We start from the raw sequence: 20,166 nt of genomic DNA on the forward strand, positions 1-20,166 counted from the left end.
ACTTTGTTGTGCTGATTTGCGCGGTAACAGGTTTGCGTTTTAGGACGTCCGCGCGTAAAGGGTCCGTGATTGGAATAACGCGAGCGGATATCGGCAGGTTTGTGGCGCTTTCACGGACCGATGGCGAGACAATTCGCACTATTTGATGCCCAAGACTGAAAGGCGACAAATAGCGGACGCAGGAACGAGGCTTGGAAGACCGTAGCGACATGCAAACTTTCAAACTGAAAAAAGGGTTGGAGCTGCCGATTCAGGGTGCCCCTGAGCAGACTATCCGGCCGGGGCCGGAGTTTTCCAGCGTCGCTGCGCTTGGGTCGGATTATTTGGGCCTGAAGCCGCGCATGCTGGTACAGGAAGGTGATGAGGTTCGGCGGGGAACACCATTGTTCTGCCACAAGGACGCACCAGAGGCGATGATGGTCGCGCCGCTGAGCGGCAAGGTCGTTACAATAAACCGTGGCGCACGCCGGGTTCTTCAAAGCGTCGTTGTTGAGGTCTCTGACCCGAATGATACGGGTGTCGATTTTTCTGACGTAGGCGATGCAGACACAGCCGAGGGCGTGACCAAAAAACTCTGTGCGGCCGGGTTGTGGACCGCTTTCCGCACACGGCCGTATTCCAAGATGCCTGAGCCGGGGACAAAACCAACCGCGATTTTTGTGACTGCAATGGACAGCGAACCTTTGTCCGCTGATGCCGCAGTCATCATCGCGGATGCCGGGGATGACTTTGCCGCCGGGCTTGGTGCAATTGCCAAACTGACCGAGGGCACGACCTATGTGTGTCACAAGGACGGCGATACCATGCCGGGGGCCGACGTTGCGGGTGTCGAAGCCGCAGCTTTCTCGGGCCCGCATCCGGCAGGGCTGGCCGGGACGCATATCCATTTCCTCCGGCCATTGGCCGGTAACACCCAGGTCTGGACCATTGGGTATCAGGATGTGATTGCAGTTGGTCGTCTGGTTCAGACAGGTCATCTGGATCCAAATATCGTGATCGCATTGACGGGGCCGGGGGCACGTCAGCCACGTTTGATCCGCACTGTTCTGGGTGCCTCGACCGAGGATCTGACCCGTGATGAGGTCGATGTTGACGGATCGGCGCGCATCATCTCGGGCTCGATCTTGTCCGGACGCCACGCGGATGGACCAACCGCCTATCTGGGACGGTTTGCGCGTCAGATTACCATTATCCGCGAAGATCACGATCAGATCCCAATGGGCTGGATTCGTCCCATGCCGTCGAAGTTTGCCGTGCAGCCTGTTTTGGGCTCGGCTTTTGCCAAGAAACTGTATGCGCTCACCTCGAACCTGAATGGTGGGCGTCGTGCGATGGTGCCAACGGGGACGTTTGAGCAGTTGATGCCGCAGGACTACCTGCCGACGCAATTGCTGCGTGCGATGCTGGTGATGGACACCGATAGTGCTCAGGCCCTGGGCGCGTTGGAGCTGGACGAAGAGGATCTGGGCCTTGTGGGCTTTGCCTGTCCGGCAAAATATGAATACGGGTTGGCGCTGCGCGACTGCCTGACCAAGATTGAAAAGGAGGGCTGATCCAAATGGGTTTGCGCAGCTTCTTTGACCGGATCGAGCCGAACTTTACCAAGGGCGGCAAGTACGAGAAGTATTTCCCCATCTACGAGATGGTCGAAAGTTTCATCTACACTCCGAAAACAGTAACCACCGTCGCGCCGCATGCGCGGTCATACATCGATATGAAGCGGATCATGACCTATGTCGTGATCGCGACGATCCCATGTATCCTGTGGGGGATGTACAATACGGGTTACCAGGCGAACTCGGCTATTGCAGCGCTGGGGCCCGACGCGGCAACTGGTTGGCGAATTGCGATCCTGCGGGCCTTTGGTGTGTCATTGGACCCGGGCAGCATCATTGCCAATGTGTTGCACGGAATGATGTATTTCCTGCCGATCTACATCGTCACACTGGTCGCTGGTGGTATTTTCGAGGTGATTTTTGCCACCGTGCGCGGCCACGAGGTGAACGAAGGGTTTCTTGTCACTTCGATGCTTTACACGCTGATCATGCCGGCAACTGCACCCCTGTGGCAGGTGGCGCTGGGGATCATCTTTGGCGTTGTGATTGGTAAGGAAGTCTTTGGCGGCACCGGCAAGAATTTCCTCAACCCCGCGCTTGTGGGTCGGGCGTTCCTGTATTTCGCTTATCCGGCCAACATGTCCGGCGATGCTGTTTGGACACCGGTTGACGGATTCTCGGGCGCGACCGCTTTGGCTGTGTCCGCTGCCGATGGCGTGCAGGCCCTGGCAGCAGATGGGATCACCTGGTCGAATGCTTTCTTCGGGCAGATACAAGGCAGCTTTGGTGAGACCTCGACATTGGCTTGCATGGTTGGGCTGGCCTTCCTGCTGATGACGAGGATCGCCAACTTTCGTCTGATCGTGGGCTGTTTGGCCGGAACCATCGGCTTCACCTTGCTGCTGAACCTGATCGGATCTGACACTAATCCGATGTTCGCGATGCCGTGGTACTGGCATGTGGTTCTGGGTGGGTATGCTTTTGGGCTGGCCTTCATGGTGACCGAGCCGGTTTCGGCGAGCCATACCAATCTGGGACGCTATATCTATGGTGGGTTGATTGGTGTCATGGTGGTAATGATCCGGGTGATCAACCCGGCCTTCCCGGAAGGCATGATGCTGGCAATCCTGTTCGGTAACGTCTTTGCGCCGCTGATCGACTATTTCGTTGTGCAGGCAAACATCAAACGGAGGGCGCGTCGCCATGTCTGATACGCAATCCCCTGAACCAAAGGGCGCGATCGCCCGGTTTCTGGCGGCCTCGCCGGATTCTGTTGGCAAGACGATCTTTGTTGCCGTCGCGGTCTGCCTTATTGCGTCGATGGTCGTATCGGCGGCGGCCGTTAGCTTGCGCCCGGTGCAAGAGACCAACCGGCTGAAAGACAAACAAGTCAACGTCCTGCAAGTCGCAGGTGTCTATGAACCCGGGATTGATGTGACCGAAGCCTTTGCCGCCTTCGAACCACATGTTCTGGAACTGTCGACCGGCGATTTCGTCGATGACCAATTTGACCCGGCTACATTTGACGATATCGCTGCCGCAAGCGATCCTGAACTGAGCGTCGCTCTGGATGACGATCCGGCGGGGATTGGGCGCAAGGCGAAATACCGCGTGGTCTATCTGCTGCGTGATGACACTGGTGGTTTGGATAAGGTGATCCTGCCGATACAAGGATATGGCCTTTGGTCAACGCTTTACGGTTTCATTGCGTTGGAAAACAACGGCAACGACATATATGGCCTTCAGTTCTATCAGCACGGTGAAACCCCCGGCCTTGGGGCCGAGGTCGATAATCCGCGTTGGAAAGCGTTGTGGAACGGCAAAAAGCTGCGGGATGACGCGGGCGACTTGCAGATCACTGTCGCCAAGTCGCAACCCGCCGCCGGCCTCGATTTCTACATCGACGCGCTGGCCGGGGCGACGCTGACCTCGGTCGGTGTCGACAACCTTGTGAAATTCTGGATGGGCGATGCCGGTTACGGCCCCTTCCTTGGCAAATTGCAAGCAGGAGAGTTCTGATGTCCCAGACAAGGAAAGAGCTTCTGGTCGACCCGCTTGTCGACAACAACCCGATCACCTTGCAGGTGCTGGGCATTTGTTCGGCATTGGCGGTCACCTCGTCATTGCAGGTGTCGGCAGTGATGGCACTGGCGGTGATCTTCGTGACATCCTTCTCGTCTTTCTTCATCTCATGCCTGCGCAATCAGATCCCCGGATCAATCCGGATCATCGTGCAGATGGTGATTATCGCCTCTCTGGTGATCCTGGTTGACCAGATCCTTAAGGCCTATGCGTTTGAGATCTCAAAAACCCTGTCCGTCTTTGTAGGCCTGATCATCACCAACTGCATCGTGATGGGCCGTGCCGAGGCGTTTGCGATGAAGAACCCGCCCGTCGCATCCTTCATCGACGGGGCGGGCAACGGAATGGGCTATGGTCTGATCCTGCTGCTTGTGGGTTTCATCCGCGAGCTGTTCGGAGCCGGGTCGCTGTTCGGTGTGACCATTCTTGAGACCGTGAACAATGGTGGCTGGTACGTGCCAAACGGCATGCTTCTGCTGCCACCCTCGGCATTCTTCATCATCGGGCTGATCATCTGGGCCTTCCGCACATGGAAACCAAACCAGGTCGAAGAACGTGAATACAAAATCCAGCAGGTAGAGGCGCACTGATGGAAGGTCTACTGTCCCTGGCCGTAAAGGCCATCTTTGTTGAAAACCTTGCGCTCAGCTTCTTCCTTGGCATGTGTACCTTCATCGCCGTGTCCAAGAAGATTTCCACCGCGCTTGGTCTGGGCATTTCGGTGATGGTGGTGCAGGCAATCACCGTCCCTGCGAACAATCTTCTGTTGAATTACCTGTTGAAACCGGGTGCGCTGTCCTGGGCTGGGTTCCCGGATGTGGATCTGACATTTCTTGGCTTGATCTCGTATATCGGTGTGATCGCAGCGATGGTTCAGATCCTCGAGATGATCCTCGATAAGTACTTCCCTCCTCTCTACAACGCACTGGGGATCTTTCTGCCGTTGATTACGGTGAATTGCGCCATCCTGGGCGGCTCGCTGTTCATGGTCGAACGTGACTACAACTTTGCCGAAGCGACGACCTATGGTCTGTCCTCGGGCTTTGGTTGGGCGCTGGCGATCACCGCGATGGCGGGGGTTCGAGAAAAGCTTAAGTACTCTGACATTCCGGATGGCTTGCAGGGTTTGGGCATCACTTTCATCACCGCAGGATTGATGGCGATGGCCTTCATGTCCTTCTCGGGCGTGAAACTGTAAGGAGGGGCCAATGGAAACTTTTAGCTTAGGCGTCATCCTTTTCACTCTTATCGTCCTGGGGCTGGTGACCATCATCATGGCCGCGCGCTCGCGGTTGGTGTCGACGGGTAATGTCAACATCACAATCAATGGCGAGAAGACGGTTTCGGTTCCCGCTGGCGGCAAACTTCTGCAGACACTGGCGGCCGAAAAGCTGTTCGTTCCGTCCGCCTGCGGCGGCGGTGGCACCTGCGCGCAGTGCCGCGTGCGCATCCACTCTGGCGGTGGGTCTATCCTGCCAACCGAGGAGGGCCATATCACCAAGCGCGAGGCCGCCTGCGGCGACCGCTTGTCCTGTCAGGTCGCCGTTAAGCAGGACATGGACATCGAAGTTCCTGAAGAGGTTTTTGGCGTCAAGAAGTGGGAATGCACGGTTCGGTCGAACGAGAATGTGGCGACCTTCATCAAGGCGCTGACTTTGGACCTGCCCGAAGGCGAAGACGTTAATTTTCGCGCGGGTGGCTATATCCAGATCGAAGCACCCGTACACCAGTTGAAATACACCGATTTCGACGTCGAAGAGGAATACCGCGAAGACTGGGATCGGTTCAATCTGTGGCAGTATGACTCGGTCGTGTCAGAGCCAATTGAACGCGCTTATTCGATGGCCAATTATCCGGATGAAAAAGGCATGATCATGCTGAACGTCCGGGTGGCGTCGCCGCCTCCGGGGTCAGAAGGTATTCCGGCAGGTCAGATGTCGTCCTACATCTTCAACCTTAAACCCGGTGACAAGGTCACCATCTCGGGGCCGTTTGGCGAGTTCTTTGCCCGCGAAACGGAAAAGGAAATGGTGTTCATTGGTGGTGGTGCCGGTATGGCCCCCATGCGCAGCCATATCTTTGATCAGCTCAAGCGCCTGAAGAACAAAGATCGCAAGATCACATTCTGGTACGGCGCTAGATCGAAGAAAGAGATGTTTTTTGTCGAGGATTTCGACCAGCTTGCTGCGGAATTCCCGAATTTTGAGTGGCATGTAGCCTTGTCCGATGCGCAGCCCGAGGATGACTGGAAAGGTTATACTGGCTTCATCCACAATGTTCTGTTCGATGAATACCTCAAAAACCACCCAGCGCCCGAGGATTGCGAGTATTACATGTGTGGCCCGCCGATCATGAACCAATCGGTCATCAACATGCTTCTTGATATGGGCGTTGACCGCGAAGATATCATGCTCGACGATTTCGGCGGGTAAACGAAAAAACCGGCGCATTTAGCGCCGGTTTTGTTGCTTTGGGGCCTGTGCCCTACAATCTCAGGTCGCTGGCATCGCGCGGCAGGCAAGATTTGATGTCGAAAACCACACTGACTGGTTTGCCATAAGATCGAAACTGCTCTGGGTCGAGTGCTTGGTATTCCTGATGTGCCACCGCAAGAACCACGCCGTCATAGGCCCCTTCATGAGGTTGGTCTAACAGAGACAAGCCGTATTCAGCCTCCGCCGCTTTCGGATCGGCATGCGGGTCGTGCACATCCACCGAGACGCCGTAGCTTTGTAGTTCCTCGATGATATCGATCACGCGCGTGTTGCGAAGGTCGGGACAGTTTTCCTTGAATGTCAGGCCCATGACCAGAACCCGCGCCGCGCCGACATTGATCCCGTTGCGCGCCATTTGTTTGACCAGTTGCGAAACGACGTAGCTGCCCATCCTGTCATTCAGACGCCGTCCGGCCAGAATGATCTGAGGGTGATGCCCGACAGCCTCGGCCTTGTATGTCAGGTAGTAGGGGTCAACGCCGATGCAGTGCCCGCCAACCAGACCGGGCCGGAAAGGCAGAAAGTTCCATTTGGTACCCGCCGCCCGCAACACTGCATCGGTGTCTATGTCCATACGACCAAAAATCATCGCCAGCTCATTGACCAAAGCGATATTCAGATCGCGCTGGGTGTTTTCGATGACTTTTGCGGCCTCGGCCACGCGGATGCTTTCGGCCTTGTGGGTTCCGGCAGAAATGATCTGCGCATACAGCGCGTCCACCAGATCGGCTACTTCTGGTGTTGAGCCAGAGGTCACTTTGCAGATATCCGAAATCCGGTGTGTCTTGTCGCCGGGGTTGATCCGTTCCGGGCTGTAGCCCGCGAAGAAATCCCTATTGAACTTTAAACCAGAGACCTGCTCCAGCACTGGGACACAATCCTCTTCAGTCGCTCCGGGATAGACGGTGGATTCGTAGATCACCAAATCGCCGGGCTTCAACACGCGGCCCACCGTGTCCGACGCGCTGAGCAATGGTGTGAGGTCAGGCTGTTTGCCAGCAGTGATCGGGGTTGGGACCGTGACAATATAGGTGTCACACTCGGCCAGATCGGTGGCTTTGGTCGAAAACGTCAAGCCTGTAGCTGCGGTCAAGTCCTCTGGCTCAACCTCCAGCGTCGCGTCTTCGCCCGCGCGCAGGGCGTCGATCCTAGAGGCGTTGACGTCGAACCCCACTACAGGACCGATCTTGCCAAAAGCCACGGCCAAGGGCAGACCAACATAGCCCAGCCCTATGACTGCGATCTTCCGCGACTTGGGGTTTGTGTCCAGCATTCAGCTCTCTTTGGTCATTTATCGTGATAGTCGCGGAACCATTCGACGAACCGCGCGATCCCGTCTTTGAAATCGGTCTGAGGACGATAGCCAGTCAGGCGTTGCAGCAGGTCTGTATTAGCCCAAGTTGCCGGAACATCGCCCATTTGCATCGGCATGTAGTTTCGGATTGCTTCCTTGCCGACCGCTTCTTCGATGGCTTCGACAAAGTCCATCAAGCGCACCTTGTCACCATTGCCGATGTTGACGACGCGATACGGCGCGACCGGGGACAGGCTGTCGCCTTCTTCGATCTGATCGGCGCTTGCGGGCCGAACCGGCGGTGTATCGATCAACAATCTGATCCCGCGAACTAGATCTTCCACGTTGGTGAAGTCACGATACATGTCGCCATGGTTGTAAATGTCGATTGGGCGGCCATCCAGAATCGCATCAACAAACTTGTAGAGCGCCAGATCAGGTCGGCCCCAGGTACCGTAAACGGTAAAGAACCGGAACATGGTTGTTGGTAAATCCCAGAGGTGCGCATAGGAGTGGCCCATCGATTCATTCGCCTTTTTTGTGGCGGAATAGATGGTCAGTTGCGTGTCGGCTTTTTCAACCTCGGTAAAGGGCATGTCCTCATTCGCGCCGTAAACGGATGAGGTCGAGGCCATCAGCAGGTGGTCGACCTTGTGCGTTCGGGCAACCTCCATCACGTTGAATGTGCCCACGATATTTGAATCGATATAGCTACGAGGTTCTTCCAGGCTGTAGCGCACGCCAGCCTGCCCGGCTAGGTGAACGATGATCTCTGGTTCAAACTCATCACCGATCTGTATCAGGCGTTCATGGTTTTCCAGAAGGTCTTCAGTCGCGGAAAAATTTGGTGTCTGCAGCAGCATCTGATGGCGCCTTTGCTTCAGTGCGACATCGTAATAATCTGTCATTCCATCATAGCCATGCACGCGGAAGCCTTCTGCCAGCAGCAGTTTTGCCAGATGGAACCCGATAAAGCCGGCAGTGCCTGTAACCAATACTCGTTTCATAAAACCCTCAAACCCAAATCAAACCATATGCACATCAGGGATACTTTCCCCAAGACAAGGTCAAGGGTATTTTCCCTTCTGCCCTGCCATATCAGACGCGTGTATGCTTTGGTCAACCGGTTTACGCGATCGAAAATTTGCCGATTGTGGCCCGGGATTGGGCCGGGTAGGGATGAAGCCGCATGGTTAAGAATTGGATCAATGGGCTGTTTGGGCAGAACACGTCGCATGGCGTGGACGCGGTAGTGTCTGAAATCGCACCAGACGAACGGTTTGTCGTCATTGGTGACATCCATGGTCGGCTTGATCTGTTGCAATCCCTGTTGCCCAGGCTGGATGACGATATCCCTCTGATATTTGTCGGCGATTACATCGATCGTGGCGATTACAGCGCGCAGGTCTTACGCCAATTGCATCACCTGAGCAAATCCTCGCATGGGCGGGTTATCTGTCTGCTTGGTAATCACGAAGAGATGTTGCTGCGGTTTGTCGAAGACCCCAAGCGCGTCGGCGGACTTTGGTTGCAAAACGGGGGCGTAAAGACACTGGCTTCTTTCGGCATTACCGGTATCGCCGAAGCCACGGTCGGAGATCGGGCTATTGTGGTCGCTGATCAGCTGCGGCAGGCGATGGGCCAGGATCTACTAAGTTGGCTTGCCGACCGCCCGCTGACCTGGACCAGTGGAAATGTGACCGTTGTACATGCAGCGCTGGATCCGTTGCAGCCCGTTACAAACCAACCGCGCCAGATTTGTCTGTGGGGCCATTCTCTGTTTCCAAACCAAGCCCGACAGGATGGGCAGTGGGTGGTGCATGGGCATACGATTGTCGATCATGCCCGCGCCCGCAACGGGATCGTGTCTGTGGATACCGGCGCATTTGTGACGGGCCGCTTGACGGCGGCCGAGATTTTTAAAGGCGGCGTGCGGTTCACCTCAACCGGGTGATGCAGATTTAGGAGGCTGCGTACATAGCCGGAAGGTTGGCTTTAACCGACAATCATCTGCTTCATGCGAAGGGCTTCGTATTCCAGTTCCTTCAAACGGAAATGCACGACGTCGCCAATCGTGATGACACCGCACAGATTGCCATCGCGTAGAACCGGCATATGGCGAAAACGGCCTTCGGTCATGGTCTTAAGCACATCATTTAGCAGATCATCTGGCGTGCAGGACAGAACGTCCTTTGTCATCAGGTCTTCCACGGATTGCGGCAAGGTTTGCCCCGGGGTGTCCGCCATGCGTCGCACGATGTCACGCTCTGACAGGATGCCTTGCAGGGTCCCGTTCTGATCGGTCACAACAACCGCGCCGATCCGTCTTTCCTTAAGGGTGTTGACCACCGAGTGAATTGTCTCATTGGGGCGCACGGAAAACACCGCATCCCCTTTGCCTTCCAGTAGCTTGGACACGGTTGTCTGGGTGTGCGACAGGTTGGAATCAGTGGATTGGCTGTAAGTGCCAGCACCCGCCTTGTCGCCTCGGGTCGGGGGCCGATAAGAGCTTGGGGCCATGGGCAATCTCCTCCTGTACGTGCAATGTCTTTCCCTTGTACCTTAGCGCAGCTAAATGACCTGTATAGGGTGGAATTATCCTGATCGGCGAAATCCGTTGCTAAAAAAGGAAACGTAAGTCTTTGACCGACCTGTATCTTACGCCCGCGCTGGCCGTGATGATTTTCTTTGCGGTGGTGGTTTGCGGCCACAACTTCCGGATGGCGTGGAAACAGCAACCACCCGGGTGGCAAAAGCGGGCATGGCTGTTTGGAATACCGGCGGGGATTGGTTTACTGGTGCTTGGCTTCGTGCCGCTCAAGCTCTGATCGCGGTTTGACTCCGACGGGGGGCGCTGGCATACGCCGAGCACGGATTTTCCAGGAGACCGCCAAATGCGTCTGATGCCTGTACTGGCCCTTGTAACACTTGTGTCGGGTTGCCTGTTCGACAAGGAACCCGACGTGGTGCGCCTGTCCGGCGAAACTATGGGCACCACGTTCAATGTGACAGCAATCGGCGAAGACCTGGACGAAACCGCGCTGGCCACTGCCGTCGAGGGGACGCTGGCAGAGGTTAATGCCAAAATGTCCAACTGGGACCCAAATTCCGAGGTTTCGACCTTTTCGGCCTCGGACAGCACGGACCCAATGCCAATCTCATTGGAATTTGCTCTGGTGATGGCTGCTGCCAATGACGTGCATCAGAAAACTGATGGCACTTTCGATGTAACGCTGGGGCCATTGATCGAGCTTTGGGGTTTTGGCCCCCGCACGCCGGAAGATCCGGTGCCATTGGATGCCGATATTCAGGCTGCGTTGAGCGGTGTCGGTCAGGGCAAACTGCTGACGTTGGATCCAGAGGCGAAGACCCTGGCAAAATCCGACGCCAGCGTCGGGATCAATCTGTCTGCCATCGCAAAGGGTTATGGCATCGACGCAGTCGCCGAAACGCTACGTGACGCTGGTATCGATGACTACCTTGTTGAGATTGGTGGTGATCTTGTCGCCAAGGGTCAGAATGATAAGGGTGAAGACTGGCGGATCGGCATTGAAAAGCCCGAGGCGGGAGCGCAGAGCCTACAACTGATTGTCTCTCTGGACGATCAAGGCATGGCAAGTTCGGGCGATTACAAGAATTTCTTCGAACAGGACGGTGTGCGCTATTCGCATATTCTCGACCCGAAAACCGGGCGCCCGATCACCCATCATACGACATCGGTCACCGTTTTGGCCGACAACGCGATGATGGCCGATGCCTGGGCTACGGCAATGCTTGCCCTGGGGCAGGAAAAAGGGCTGGAACTTGCCGAACTGCATAAACTTGCTGTGTATTTCATCTCGAGGGATGTGACAGGCGGCGAAGATGCCTATATCACAGTACACAGCACCGCGTTCAAAGACGCTTTGGGAACCAACTGACAGGTAGGAACCGAGATGAGCACCTTTATTCTGGCCTTTGTCCTGTTGATGATCATCATGGTCGGCATGTCATTGGGCGTCTTGTTGATGGGCAAAACCATCAAAGGCAGCTGCGGTGGATTGAACGCGATCTCGGGCGCTGACAAATGCGTCGTATGCCAAAAGGATGTCGACCCTGACAGCCCGCTGCGGGATCAGCTGCAATGCAAGCGCGCCAAGAAGATGCTGCAACAGATGGAACGGCAGGCCTGAGATCAGTTTGCGCTTCGTTCTGAGAGCGGAACTGGCTAAGTAAGTCCCTGACACCATTCAGGGGGACGCAGAATTGGCCGAAGCCAAAAACATCCTGTTCATCATGTTCGACCAGCTGCGCTGGGACTATCTGAGTTGTTACGGCCATCCTCATCTGCAGACCCCCAACATTGACCGCTTGGCGGCTAAAGGCGTTCGGTTCAATCGCGCCTACATCCAGTCGCCGATCTGCGGTAGCTCGCGCATGTCCATATATACCGGGCGCTATGTGCATTCGCATGGCGCGTCATGGAATGGTATCCCGCTGAAAGTGGGCGAGATAACAATGGGCGATCACCTGCGTCAGGCCGATATGGATTGCTGGCTGGTCGGTAAGACCCATATGCGCGCTGACGCTGAAGGCATGGCGCGGCTGGGCCTGGAACCGGACAGTCTGATCGGCGCGCGGGTTGCTGAATGTGGGTTTGATGTTTTCGAACGGGATGACGGTATGCTGCCTGAGGGGCCGGATGGCTACTACGACCCGGATGGTGCGAAGGAATACAACAAATTCCTCAAGTCCAAGGGGTATGAAAGCGACAACCCCTGGCACGACTTTGCAAATTCAGGATTGGATGCTGACGGGAATGTTCTGTCCGGGTGGTTTCTGAAAAATTCAGCCGAGCCCGCCAATATCGCCGAAGAAGACAGTGAAACGCCCTATCTGACTGGCCGAGGCATGGAGTTTATGGAAACTCACAAAGGCCCATGGTGTTGCCACCTGAGCTTTATCAAGCCGCATTGGCCTTATGTGGTGCCAGAGCCCTACGCCTCGATGTACGGTGCAGGGGATGTCCTGCCGGTGGTTCGATCTGAGGGTGAACGCCAGAACGCCCATCCGGTTCTCAAGGCTTTCATGGACACCAAAGTGGGGCAGGCTTTCTCTCGGCAGGACGTGCGCGATGCGGTGATCCCAGCCTATATGGGTCTGATCAAACAGGCCGATGACCAAATGGGCCGCTTGTTTGACTGGATGGAACAAACCGGGCGGATGGACGACACAATGATCGTGCTTACGTCGGACCATGGCGATTTCCTGGGTGATCACTGGATGGGGGAAAAGACCTTCTTCCATGACGCATCCACCAAGATGCCCTTGATCATCTATGACCCGTCGCCCGAGGCGGATGCGACACGCGGCTCGGTCAGCGATGCGCTGGTCGAATCCATCGATCTGGCGCCCACTTTCGTCGATGTCGCTGGGGGCGAGGTTGCTGGGCACATCCTGGAAGGGCACTCTTTGACACCCATCTTGCGAGGGCGGGCGACTGAGACCCCTCGGGATGTAGTGATCTGCGAATACGACTATTCGGCCTCGCCGGTTGCGGATTTGCTGAATGCCTCGGTCCGGGATGCGGTGATGTTCATGGTTGCTAGCAAGAAATGGAAGTTGATCCATTGTGAAGGCGGCCACCGTCCGATCCTGTTTGATCTGGAAAATGACCCCGATGAATTGAATGATCTGGGCGATAGCGCGGATCATGCCGAGGTGATTTCAGAGATGTACGATCACCTGTTTACCTGGACGCGCAGGGCGTCACAGCGCACCACTCGATCCGAGCAGCAACTGATCGAGATGCGGACGAAAAGCCGGGGCAGGGGCGTGATCGTTGGGATTTACGACGAAAACGACGCGCCGTTGGATCTGACAGTCAAATACCGCAACCGGATAGCGCACCCCTACAGAACCTACCTCAAGGATTAACTGCGCCGGGCCTTCCATTGCACGTAACGGGCCATGCCGCGTTCCAACAGGTTTGGGGATTTACTGTTGTCCAGTCGCAAGGAACCACCGCCGGCCCGATACATCTCTGCAAATACATCCAGTACCTTGGATTTGACCATCCCGCGCAGCGGGACATGTGCCATCATGCCATAGGTCGCGGCACCACCGGTCTTTGCCAGCTCGGGATGTGCCCGAACCGTGGTGACGGCCTGTGCCAGATCTGCCAGATACGCGTCGGCGACGTGCAGGTGTTTTGCGGTCACCATACAGTGAATGCCGTCGGGGTTTTGCACCCTGTTGATGCTCCAACCGGCTTGTTCCAACTGATCCGCTACGGCGTAGATGTTCAGCTTTGAATCGGTCGAGCCGTAGGCCAGCAAAGGGCCCTGAGGCTGGCCCAGAATGCGAAGCCCGTTGATCGCGGTAATGCCCGCCTTCAGATTTTCAACGGCCTTGGACGTGTCCTGCGCCAAGCGGCGGTATCCATCAACCCCTAGCTTTTGCATGACGGCCCATGCCGCCGCATAGGCGCCGCCGGGGCGTGTGCCCAGCAATGCCGGTGAGGCAAAAACGCCGCCGGGCCAGTCCTGACAGACAAACATCTGGTGCTTTAGTAACTCGAGGTTGCGGTACAGGATCGTCGAAGCCCCTTTGGCTGCATAGCCGTACTTGTGCAGATCAACTGAAATCGATGTAACACCCGTCACACGGAAATCCCAATCGGGCAGGTCAATGCCGTTGCGCTCCATGAATGGTAGGATCAGTCCCCCGACGCAGGCATCAACATGCAGCGGAATGCCCTTGGACTGCGCAATTGCGCCCATGTCGGCAACTGGATCGATTGTGCCATGCGGATACTCCGGAGCGGATCCAAGGATCATCACCGTACCCGCGTTGATCATGCGTTTTAGCTTTGAGATATCGGTCGCATAGTCTGACGTCATCGGCAGCAGCCGCGCTTTGACCCCGAAATACTCTGCCGCTTTGAACCAAGCGACATGTGCGGTTTTGGGCAGGATCATGTTGGGTCGGGTCACCTTGCGCTGCTTGCGCGCCATGTCGCGGTACGTTTTCACTGCTATCAGGCAGCTTTCGGTGCCGCCTGCGGTGACGACGCCGCATGTGTCCGGGCCGCCATGCAGCAGACCGGCCAGTGTCGAAATGATTTCGCTTTCCATTCGCTTCAGACTCTGGAAAGCAGCCGGGTTGAGGCCGTTGGCCGAGGAAAACGCACTGTAGGCTTTGGCCGTGAAGGCGTCATGGTCATCATCCAGATGGTAAACAAGGCTCCATGTGCGTCCGTCACGGTAATTCGGGTCGTTCTCAGCGAAGGATTTGAGTTGGTCTAAGACTTCATCTTCGGACCGGCCTGTTTCGGGCAGTGTCAGATGATCCATGTTCTATCCTTTCCCAGCCAGTAGCAGAGCCAGCGAAATGCCCAGATAGTTCCCTATGGCAAAGCCCAGAATGCCGGTCGCCATTCCGGACATCAAGATCGCAGGGTTGCGCAGGCTGCGCGATACCATCGGCACAAAAGCGGGTGACATGACCGCGGCCACTGATGTGATCAGGAATGTGTCGCGGTCGATGCCCGCCAGCCGCGCCAATACCGCATGCAGCGTGAAGCTGCCGAAGGTCGCGATCAGCACAAAGCCCAGCACTGACAGGTTCACGGTGCTCAAGGTGGCCAGATCCATCGAGGCGGCAACGCTGAACGAAAACACATACAGCAGATACATTCCGATATGCGGTGCAGCTGCGTTTTGGCGCAATGTAGGCGTCAGGGATCCTAGAATGCCAAATGAGGTCAACAGCACGATGATCATAATCTGAGGTTCAGCGAATGGCATCATCGGAGCGAGCGCCGATGACGCGCCAACACAAAGCGCGGCACCGGCGACAGCGATCAGACCCTGAGCGCCCCAATTTCGTTCTGCCGGGTTGGCAGTTTCTGACGCATCGGATTCGTCGTCGCGCGACCCGTTAAAGGGCAACAGAAAACGGCCCATGACGACAGGTGCGAGTGTCAAAACAAACAGCAGATACCCGGCGCCAACAACCGTATCCATTGTGGCAAACAGCAGGTATCGGCCCTCGGGGATATCCAGAGCCAGTTTGATCGCCCCCATATTCGCCAGACCGCCGGTATACATGCCCACCGCCATACCAGACAGCTGTTCAGTTTCTTCCGTGCCGCCAGCACTGAAGAGGAGAAACAGGACCGTCGCAATCACACCCACCGAAACGATGGCCAACCCCATGGATAGCAATGCGGATCCGGCGATGCGTCCCCAAGCGCGCAAATCTACGGCGAATAGCAATAGAGGTAAGGCCAGTCCAAGGCTGGCCTCGATGATCGTGTCCCGGATCGGTGAAACGCTTTCGGGCTGAGCTCCGGACAATCCCAACAGCAGCCCGGCGATGTAACACAGGACAATGGGTCCCAATCGCGCGGCGAAACCCGACCGATGTGCCAGCCACATCAACGCCGCCGGTGTTAACAAATAGATCAGCGCGAAGCCCACAGCATCTGATTGCATTAATTCGATCTCCCTTACGCCGAGACTAGGCAGCAGTTATGGGCTGGCACAAGCCGGTCTGACGTAAGGTTCACACGGTATCCGGGCAAAACCGCGGCATTCCTGTGAGGGCGTTGAGGACGTGTTCTTTGTGGTTTTGATTAAATCTGCATCAATCTCTGCAAAGACGGTTCACCCTCCGGCAGCCAGACGCTAGAAGATGACGCAAGAGCAGTTACCGGAGAATTTCAATGGCCGCCCCAAAACCCGTTGTCCTGTGCATTCTTGATGGCTGGGGGTTGTCCGAAGAAACCGAGGCCAATGCGCCCCTCCTTGCCAACACACCGACCTTCGACGCGATCATGGACAAGTGTCCCAACGCAACACTGATCACCCATGGGCCGGATGTTGGCCTGCCTAGCGGCCAGATGGGAAACTCGGAAGTTGGGCATACAAACATTGGTGCAGGCCGGATTGTCGCCATGGATCTTGGGCAGATTGATCTGGCGATTGAAGATGGTTCGTTCTTTGAAAACGCATCCCTGCAAGAGTTTATTGCCAAGGTCAAAGCTGCGGGCGGGACTGCGCATCTGATAGGGTTGATCTCGGATGGCGGGGTGCATGGGCATCTGAACCACATTGTTGCGGCCGCCAAAGCGATTGCCATCGCCGGTGTGCCGGTGGCGCTGCACGCGGTTACGGACGGGCGCGACGTGGCACCGAAATCGGCCTTGACCTATATAGCTAAGCTTGAAGACCGCCTTCCTGACGGCGCGCGCATTGTTACCGTTTGTGGCCGCTACTACGCAATGGACCGCGACAACCGTTGGGAACGTGTCGCCGAGGCTTACAAGGCGATGATCAAAGGCGAGGGGTGCGTGGCCAGCTCCGCGCATTCTGCCGTGGATCAGGCCTATAACCGGTCCGAAACAGATGAGTTTGTCACTTCAACGGTGCTGGACGGGTTTGAAGGCGTCCAAGATGGGGATGGATTTTTCTGTCTGAATTTCCGCGCGGATCGCGCGCGTGAGATTTTGCGTGCCATTGGTGAGCCGGGGTTCTCTCACTTCGACACAGGACCAAGGCCAAAGCTGTCGGCGCTTTTGGGGATGGTGGAGTATTCTGATGGTCACAACGCCTATATGGAAACGGTTTTCCCCAAGCGGGCGCTTGTGAACACCCTAGGCGAATGGGTCGCCAATCAGGGTCTGCGTCAGTTCCGGTTGGCCGAGACCGAAAAGTACCCGCACGTGACCTTCTTCCTCAATGGCGGCAAGGAAACCCCCGAAATCGGCGAAGATCGGTTCATGCCGAAATCGCCCAAAGTAGCTACGTATGATCTGCAACCCGAAATGTCTGCCGCCGAGGTCACTGCGAAATTCGTTGAGGCCATTGAAGAAGGCTATGATCTGATCGTCACCAACTATGCCAACCCTGATATGGTTGGACATACCGGCGACCTGCAAGCGGCGATGAAAGCTTGCGAGGCGGTTGATCAGGGGTTGGGTCAGGTCGTGTCTGCTTTGGAAAAAGCAGGTGGCGCTATGATTGTCACGGCTGATCATGGCAATTGCGAAATGATGGTCGACCCGGAAACAGGTGGCCCTCATACGGCGCATACACTCAACCCGGTGCCGGTTGCTCTGGTTGGTGGTCCCGAAGGCGCGAAACTGCGCTGCGGGCGTTTGTCGGATCTGGCTCCAACACTGCTGGAGTTGATGGGTCTACCCAAACCGCCCGAGATGACCGGGGAAAGCCTGCTTTCATGAGGCTTGCCGCAATCGTCATATGTCTGCTTGTTGCAGTGCAGGGGCATGCTCAGACTGGGCCATCACAAGCAGCGTTAGAGGCGGCGCAAATGCTGGAGCAGGCGTCGATATCTCTGACCCAAGCCGATAGCGCTCGTGACCGGGTGCGCGCCCTAACTGAGACGATACAAGCCTACGAAGCCGGGCTTGCTGCGATGCGGGATGGGTTGCGCAAGGCGGCAACCCGAGAGGCGCAATTGACAGCCGAGCTTCGCGCGCGGGAAAAGGATGTGGCGCAATTGCTGGGTGTGTTGCAAACGATCGAGACCACGGCACCGCCGGTGTTAATGTTGCATCCGTCCGGGCCATTGGGGGCCGCACGCACCGGTATGATGCTGTCTGAGGTCACTCCGGGGTTGAACGCAAAGGCCGAAGTTTTGGCAAAGGACCTGCAAGAGGTTCAGACATTACGGGCTCTGCAGCAGAACGCCTCTGAAACCCTGACAGAGGGTTTAAGAGGTGCACAGGACGCCCGCACACGGTTGAGCGAGGCCATCGCTGATCGTACTGATCTGCCGCGCCGGTTTGTCGAAGATCCCGTTCGTACAGCCATTCTGATCTCGTCGACCGAGACATTGGACGGATTTGCAAGCGGGCTTTCTGAGATATCCGAGGGCGAAATTGCCCCGACTGATGCCAGCATCTCGGACAGAAAGGGTAATGTGCCACTGCCGGTTCAGGGTATCCTGCTGCACGGTGCCGGTGAAACCGACGCAGCCGGGGTGACGCGACCGGGCTTGGTGCTGGGCACGCGCCCGCGCGCTTTGGTCACTTCACCGACCGCCGCCACAATCCGCTATCGCGGACCCCTGTTGGATTTGGGGAATCTGGTGATCCTTGAACCTCAGCCTGGGCTTTTATTCGTGTTTTCGGGCTTGCAAGAGGTCTATGGCGCGCCGGGTCAGGTTATCCCCGAAGGCACTCCGGTGGGCTTAATGCCCGGTGAAATGCCTGAAATCGGCGCAATATTGTCAACAAGCAGTGATGGCACTGGAACTGACCGTTCAGAAACGCTCTATATAGAGGTAAGACAAGAAAACAGCCCCGTGGACCCGGAATCATGGTTTCGGACCGACAAGGATGGATAAACGAGTATGAAGAAATTTGTGATGGCCGGAGTGGCCGGAACCGTTGCAGGCATTATTGCAACCACTCAGATCGCAGGACCCCTGTTGGCGCAGGAAGCCGAAAACAAAGCCAGCGTCTATCAGCAACTGGACCTGTTCGGTGATATTTTTGAACGTATCCGCGCCCAATACGTGGAAGAGGTCGAGCCCGAGGAACTGATCGAAGCGGCCATTGATGGCATGCTGACGTCTCTGGATCCACATTCCAGCTATCTGTCGCCGGATGATGCGGAACAGATGCGCGTGCAAACCCGTGGTGAGTTTGGCGGTCTGGGCATCGAGGTGACGCAGGAGGAAGGCTTTGTCAAAGTTGTCTCTCCGATTGATGATACACCAGCGGCCGCAGCCGGGATCGAAGCCGGTGACTTCATCACACATGTGGATGGGGAAAGCATTTTGGGTCTGACCCTGGACAAGGCGGTTGATTTGATGCGCGGTCCGGTCGGGTCCGAGATCGCCATCACCGTTGTGCGCGAAGGTGAGTCCGAACCGTTTGACGTCACGATCATTCGCGACACGATCAAACTGACTGCGGTTCGTGCCCGGACCGAGGGCACAAGTGTCATCCTGCGCGTGACCACATTTAACGATCAGACCTACCCAAACCTGCAGGAAGGCCTTCAAGAGCAAATTACCGAAGCCGGTGGTATCGACAAGGTCAATGGGGTCGTGCTGGATTTGCGTAACAATCCTGGCGGCTTGCTGACACAGGCTATCAAAGTGTCGGATGCGTTTCTGGACGAAGGTGAAATCGTGTCGACTCGAGGCCGTGACCCGGAAGAAGGCGAGCGTTTCAACGCAACCATTGGTGACCTCGCCGAAGGGAAGCCAATCGTTGTTCTGATCAACGGCGGGTCAGCTTCTGCATCCGAGATTGTGGCAGGTGCGCTACAGGATCATCGCCGCGCCATCGTTGTTGGCACGAAAAGCTTTGGTAAAGGGTCGGTCCAGACGGTCATGCCGCTTCGAGGTGATGGGGCGATGCGTTTGACCACCTCGCGATACTACACGCCATCGGGACGCTCGATCCAGGCCCTGGGCGTCAGCCCCGACATTATCGTTGAACAACCGCGTTCGGAACCTGAGGTGGAGGAGGAGGAAGACAATCCCTTTACCCGCTCAGAGGCCGATCTGCGCGGCAGTCTCAACAATGACAGCCTGAGCGAGGATGAAATCCGCCAGATCGAGGAAGATCGGGCCAAGGCCGAAGCCACGGCTGAGTTGCGCGAAGAGGATTATCAACTGGCCTACGCCATCGATATCCTCAAAGGGTTGTCCGCCTTCAATCCAAGCGGACCATCCCAGTAAGGTAAACGGGGCCGCGAATTTCGCGGCCCTTTTTGTTTGA

Annotated in this window: 19 protein-coding genes; 14 read left to right on the forward strand and 5 right to left on the reverse strand. The window is 56.4% G+C overall.

Going from position 1 to position 20,166, the window contains the following annotated elements; all coding sequences use genetic code 11:
• Nucleotides 1-209 precede the first annotated feature (209 nt).
• From ACR0BU_RS12435 to nqrF, 6 genes are read left to right on the forward strand one after another with little or no spacing between them, the layout of a single operon-like run.
• Nucleotides 210-1,553, forward strand: a complete 1,344-nt coding sequence (locus tag ACR0BU_RS12435) for a Na(+)-translocating NADH-quinone reductase subunit A (protein WP_480737784.1) — start codon at nucleotides 210-212, stop codon at nucleotides 1,551-1,553.
• Nucleotides 1,554-1,558: 5 nt separating this feature from the next.
• A complete protein-coding gene (locus tag ACR0BU_RS12440; RefSeq protein WP_480737621.1) occupies nucleotides 1,559-2,767 on the forward strand; it encodes an NADH:ubiquinone reductase (Na(+)-transporting) subunit B in 1,209 nt (402 codons plus the stop codon).
• Nucleotides 2,760-3,575: a Na(+)-translocating NADH-quinone reductase subunit C gene (locus ACR0BU_RS12445; RefSeq protein WP_480737622.1), complete on the forward strand. Its 816-nt coding sequence runs from the start codon at nucleotides 2,760-2,762 to the stop codon at nucleotides 3,573-3,575. Before ACR0BU_RS12440 ends, ACR0BU_RS12445 begins: the two co-directional genes overlap by 8 nt.
• Complete coding sequence (locus ACR0BU_RS12450) at nucleotides 3,575-4,228, forward strand: NADH:ubiquinone reductase (Na(+)-transporting) subunit D (RefSeq protein ID WP_120631336.1); 654 nt, start codon at nucleotides 3,575-3,577, stop codon at nucleotides 4,226-4,228. The genes ACR0BU_RS12445 and ACR0BU_RS12450 overlap by 1 nt, the downstream gene beginning before the upstream one ends.
• Complete coding sequence (gene nqrE / locus ACR0BU_RS12455; protein ID WP_120631335.1) at nucleotides 4,228-4,836, forward strand: NADH:ubiquinone reductase (Na(+)-transporting) subunit E; 609 nt, start codon at nucleotides 4,228-4,230, stop codon at nucleotides 4,834-4,836. Before ACR0BU_RS12450 ends, nqrE begins: the two co-directional genes overlap by 1 nt.
• A gap of 10 nt (nucleotides 4,837-4,846) precedes the next feature.
• Nucleotides 4,847-6,070: an NADH:ubiquinone reductase (Na(+)-transporting) subunit F gene (gene nqrF / locus ACR0BU_RS12460; RefSeq protein WP_298935139.1), complete on the forward strand. Its 1,224-nt coding sequence runs from the start codon at nucleotides 4,847-4,849 to the stop codon at nucleotides 6,068-6,070.
• A gap of 52 nt (nucleotides 6,071-6,122) precedes the next feature.
• On the opposite strand, the gene tviB is transcribed toward nqrF, so the two are convergent.
• Nucleotides 6,123-7,406: a Vi polysaccharide biosynthesis UDP-N-acetylglucosamine C-6 dehydrogenase TviB gene (gene tviB / locus ACR0BU_RS12465; protein ID WP_480737624.1), complete on the reverse strand. Its 1,284-nt coding sequence runs from the start codon at nucleotides 7,404-7,406 to the stop codon at nucleotides 6,123-6,125.
• Between the two features lie 14 nt (nucleotides 7,407-7,420).
• The gene (locus tag ACR0BU_RS12470) at nucleotides 7,421-8,434 is read right to left on the reverse strand and encodes a GDP-mannose 4,6-dehydratase (RefSeq protein ID WP_480737626.1); all 1,014 of its coding nucleotides are present in this window, start codon (nucleotides 8,432-8,434) and stop codon (nucleotides 7,421-7,423) included.
• A 182-nt stretch (nucleotides 8,435-8,616) separates the two neighbouring features.
• Between ACR0BU_RS12470 and ACR0BU_RS12475 the strand changes: the two genes are divergently transcribed.
• The gene (locus ACR0BU_RS12475; RefSeq protein ID WP_480737627.1) at nucleotides 8,617-9,381 is read left to right on the forward strand and encodes a metallophosphoesterase; all 765 of its coding nucleotides are present in this window, start codon (nucleotides 8,617-8,619) and stop codon (nucleotides 9,379-9,381) included.
• 41 nt (nucleotides 9,382-9,422) lie between these two features.
• On the opposite strand, the gene ACR0BU_RS12480 is transcribed toward ACR0BU_RS12475, so the two are convergent.
• Nucleotides 9,423-9,947, reverse strand: a complete 525-nt coding sequence (locus tag ACR0BU_RS12480) for a CBS domain-containing protein (RefSeq protein ID WP_480737628.1) — start codon at nucleotides 9,945-9,947, stop codon at nucleotides 9,423-9,425.
• A gap of 122 nt (nucleotides 9,948-10,069) precedes the next feature.
• Here ACR0BU_RS12480 and ACR0BU_RS12485 point away from each other — a divergent pair, with 122 nt between their 5' ends.
• The 4 genes from ACR0BU_RS12485 to ACR0BU_RS12500 all read left to right on the forward strand — a co-directional run bounded on the left by ACR0BU_RS12485 (nucleotide 10,070) and on the right by ACR0BU_RS12500 (nucleotide 13,343).
• The gene (locus ACR0BU_RS12485) at nucleotides 10,070-10,255 is read left to right on the forward strand and encodes a hypothetical protein (protein WP_300069917.1); all 186 of its coding nucleotides are present in this window, start codon (nucleotides 10,070-10,072) and stop codon (nucleotides 10,253-10,255) included.
• Nucleotides 10,256-10,321: 66 nt separating this feature from the next.
• Nucleotides 10,322-11,347: an FAD:protein FMN transferase gene (locus tag ACR0BU_RS12490; protein WP_480737629.1), complete on the forward strand. Its 1,026-nt coding sequence runs from the start codon at nucleotides 10,322-10,324 to the stop codon at nucleotides 11,345-11,347.
• A 15-nt stretch (nucleotides 11,348-11,362) separates the two neighbouring features.
• Nucleotides 11,363-11,599, forward strand: a complete 237-nt coding sequence (gene nqrM, locus ACR0BU_RS12495) for a (Na+)-NQR maturation NqrM (protein ID WP_120631329.1) — start codon at nucleotides 11,363-11,365, stop codon at nucleotides 11,597-11,599.
• Nucleotides 11,600-11,672: 73 nt separating this feature from the next.
• On the forward strand, nucleotides 11,673-13,343 hold the full coding sequence (locus tag ACR0BU_RS12500; protein ID WP_480737631.1) for a sulfatase-like hydrolase/transferase: 1,671 nt from the start codon (nucleotides 11,673-11,675) through the stop codon (nucleotides 13,341-13,343).
• On the opposite strand, the gene ACR0BU_RS12505 is transcribed toward ACR0BU_RS12500, so the two are convergent.
• Both ACR0BU_RS12505 and ACR0BU_RS12510 read right to left on the reverse strand, forming a co-directional pair.
• Nucleotides 13,340-14,761, reverse strand: coding sequence for a pyridoxal phosphate-dependent decarboxylase family protein (locus ACR0BU_RS12505; protein ID WP_480737632.1), 1,422 nt, complete (start codon nucleotides 14,759-14,761; stop codon nucleotides 13,340-13,342). The two genes, ACR0BU_RS12500 and ACR0BU_RS12505, sit on opposite strands and share 4 nt — an antisense overlap.
• Before the next feature lie 3 nt (nucleotides 14,762-14,764).
• Nucleotides 14,765-15,904: a DUF819 family protein gene (locus ACR0BU_RS12510; protein WP_480737634.1), complete on the reverse strand. Its 1,140-nt coding sequence runs from the start codon at nucleotides 15,902-15,904 to the stop codon at nucleotides 14,765-14,767.
• Between the two features lie 230 nt (nucleotides 15,905-16,134).
• Here ACR0BU_RS12510 and gpmI point away from each other — a divergent pair, with 230 nt between their 5' ends.
• The 3 genes from gpmI to ACR0BU_RS12525 are packed head-to-tail and all read left to right on the forward strand — an operon-like array spanning nucleotide 16,135 to nucleotide 20,126.
• A complete protein-coding gene (gpmI, locus tag ACR0BU_RS12515) occupies nucleotides 16,135-17,652 on the forward strand; it encodes a 2,3-bisphosphoglycerate-independent phosphoglycerate mutase (RefSeq protein WP_480737636.1) in 1,518 nt (505 codons plus the stop codon).
• Nucleotides 17,649-18,779, forward strand: a complete 1,131-nt coding sequence (locus ACR0BU_RS12520; RefSeq protein ID WP_480737637.1) for a murein hydrolase activator EnvC family protein — start codon at nucleotides 17,649-17,651, stop codon at nucleotides 18,777-18,779. Before gpmI ends, ACR0BU_RS12520 begins: the two co-directional genes overlap by 4 nt.
• A gap of 6 nt (nucleotides 18,780-18,785) precedes the next feature.
• Entirely contained in the window at nucleotides 18,786-20,126 is a 1,341-nt protein-coding gene (locus ACR0BU_RS12525; RefSeq protein ID WP_298935126.1) for a S41 family peptidase, read from the forward strand.
• The last annotated feature ends 40 nt before the right edge of the window (nucleotides 20,127-20,166 follow it).

The organism is Ruegeria sp. CK2 (assembly GCF_056536585.1).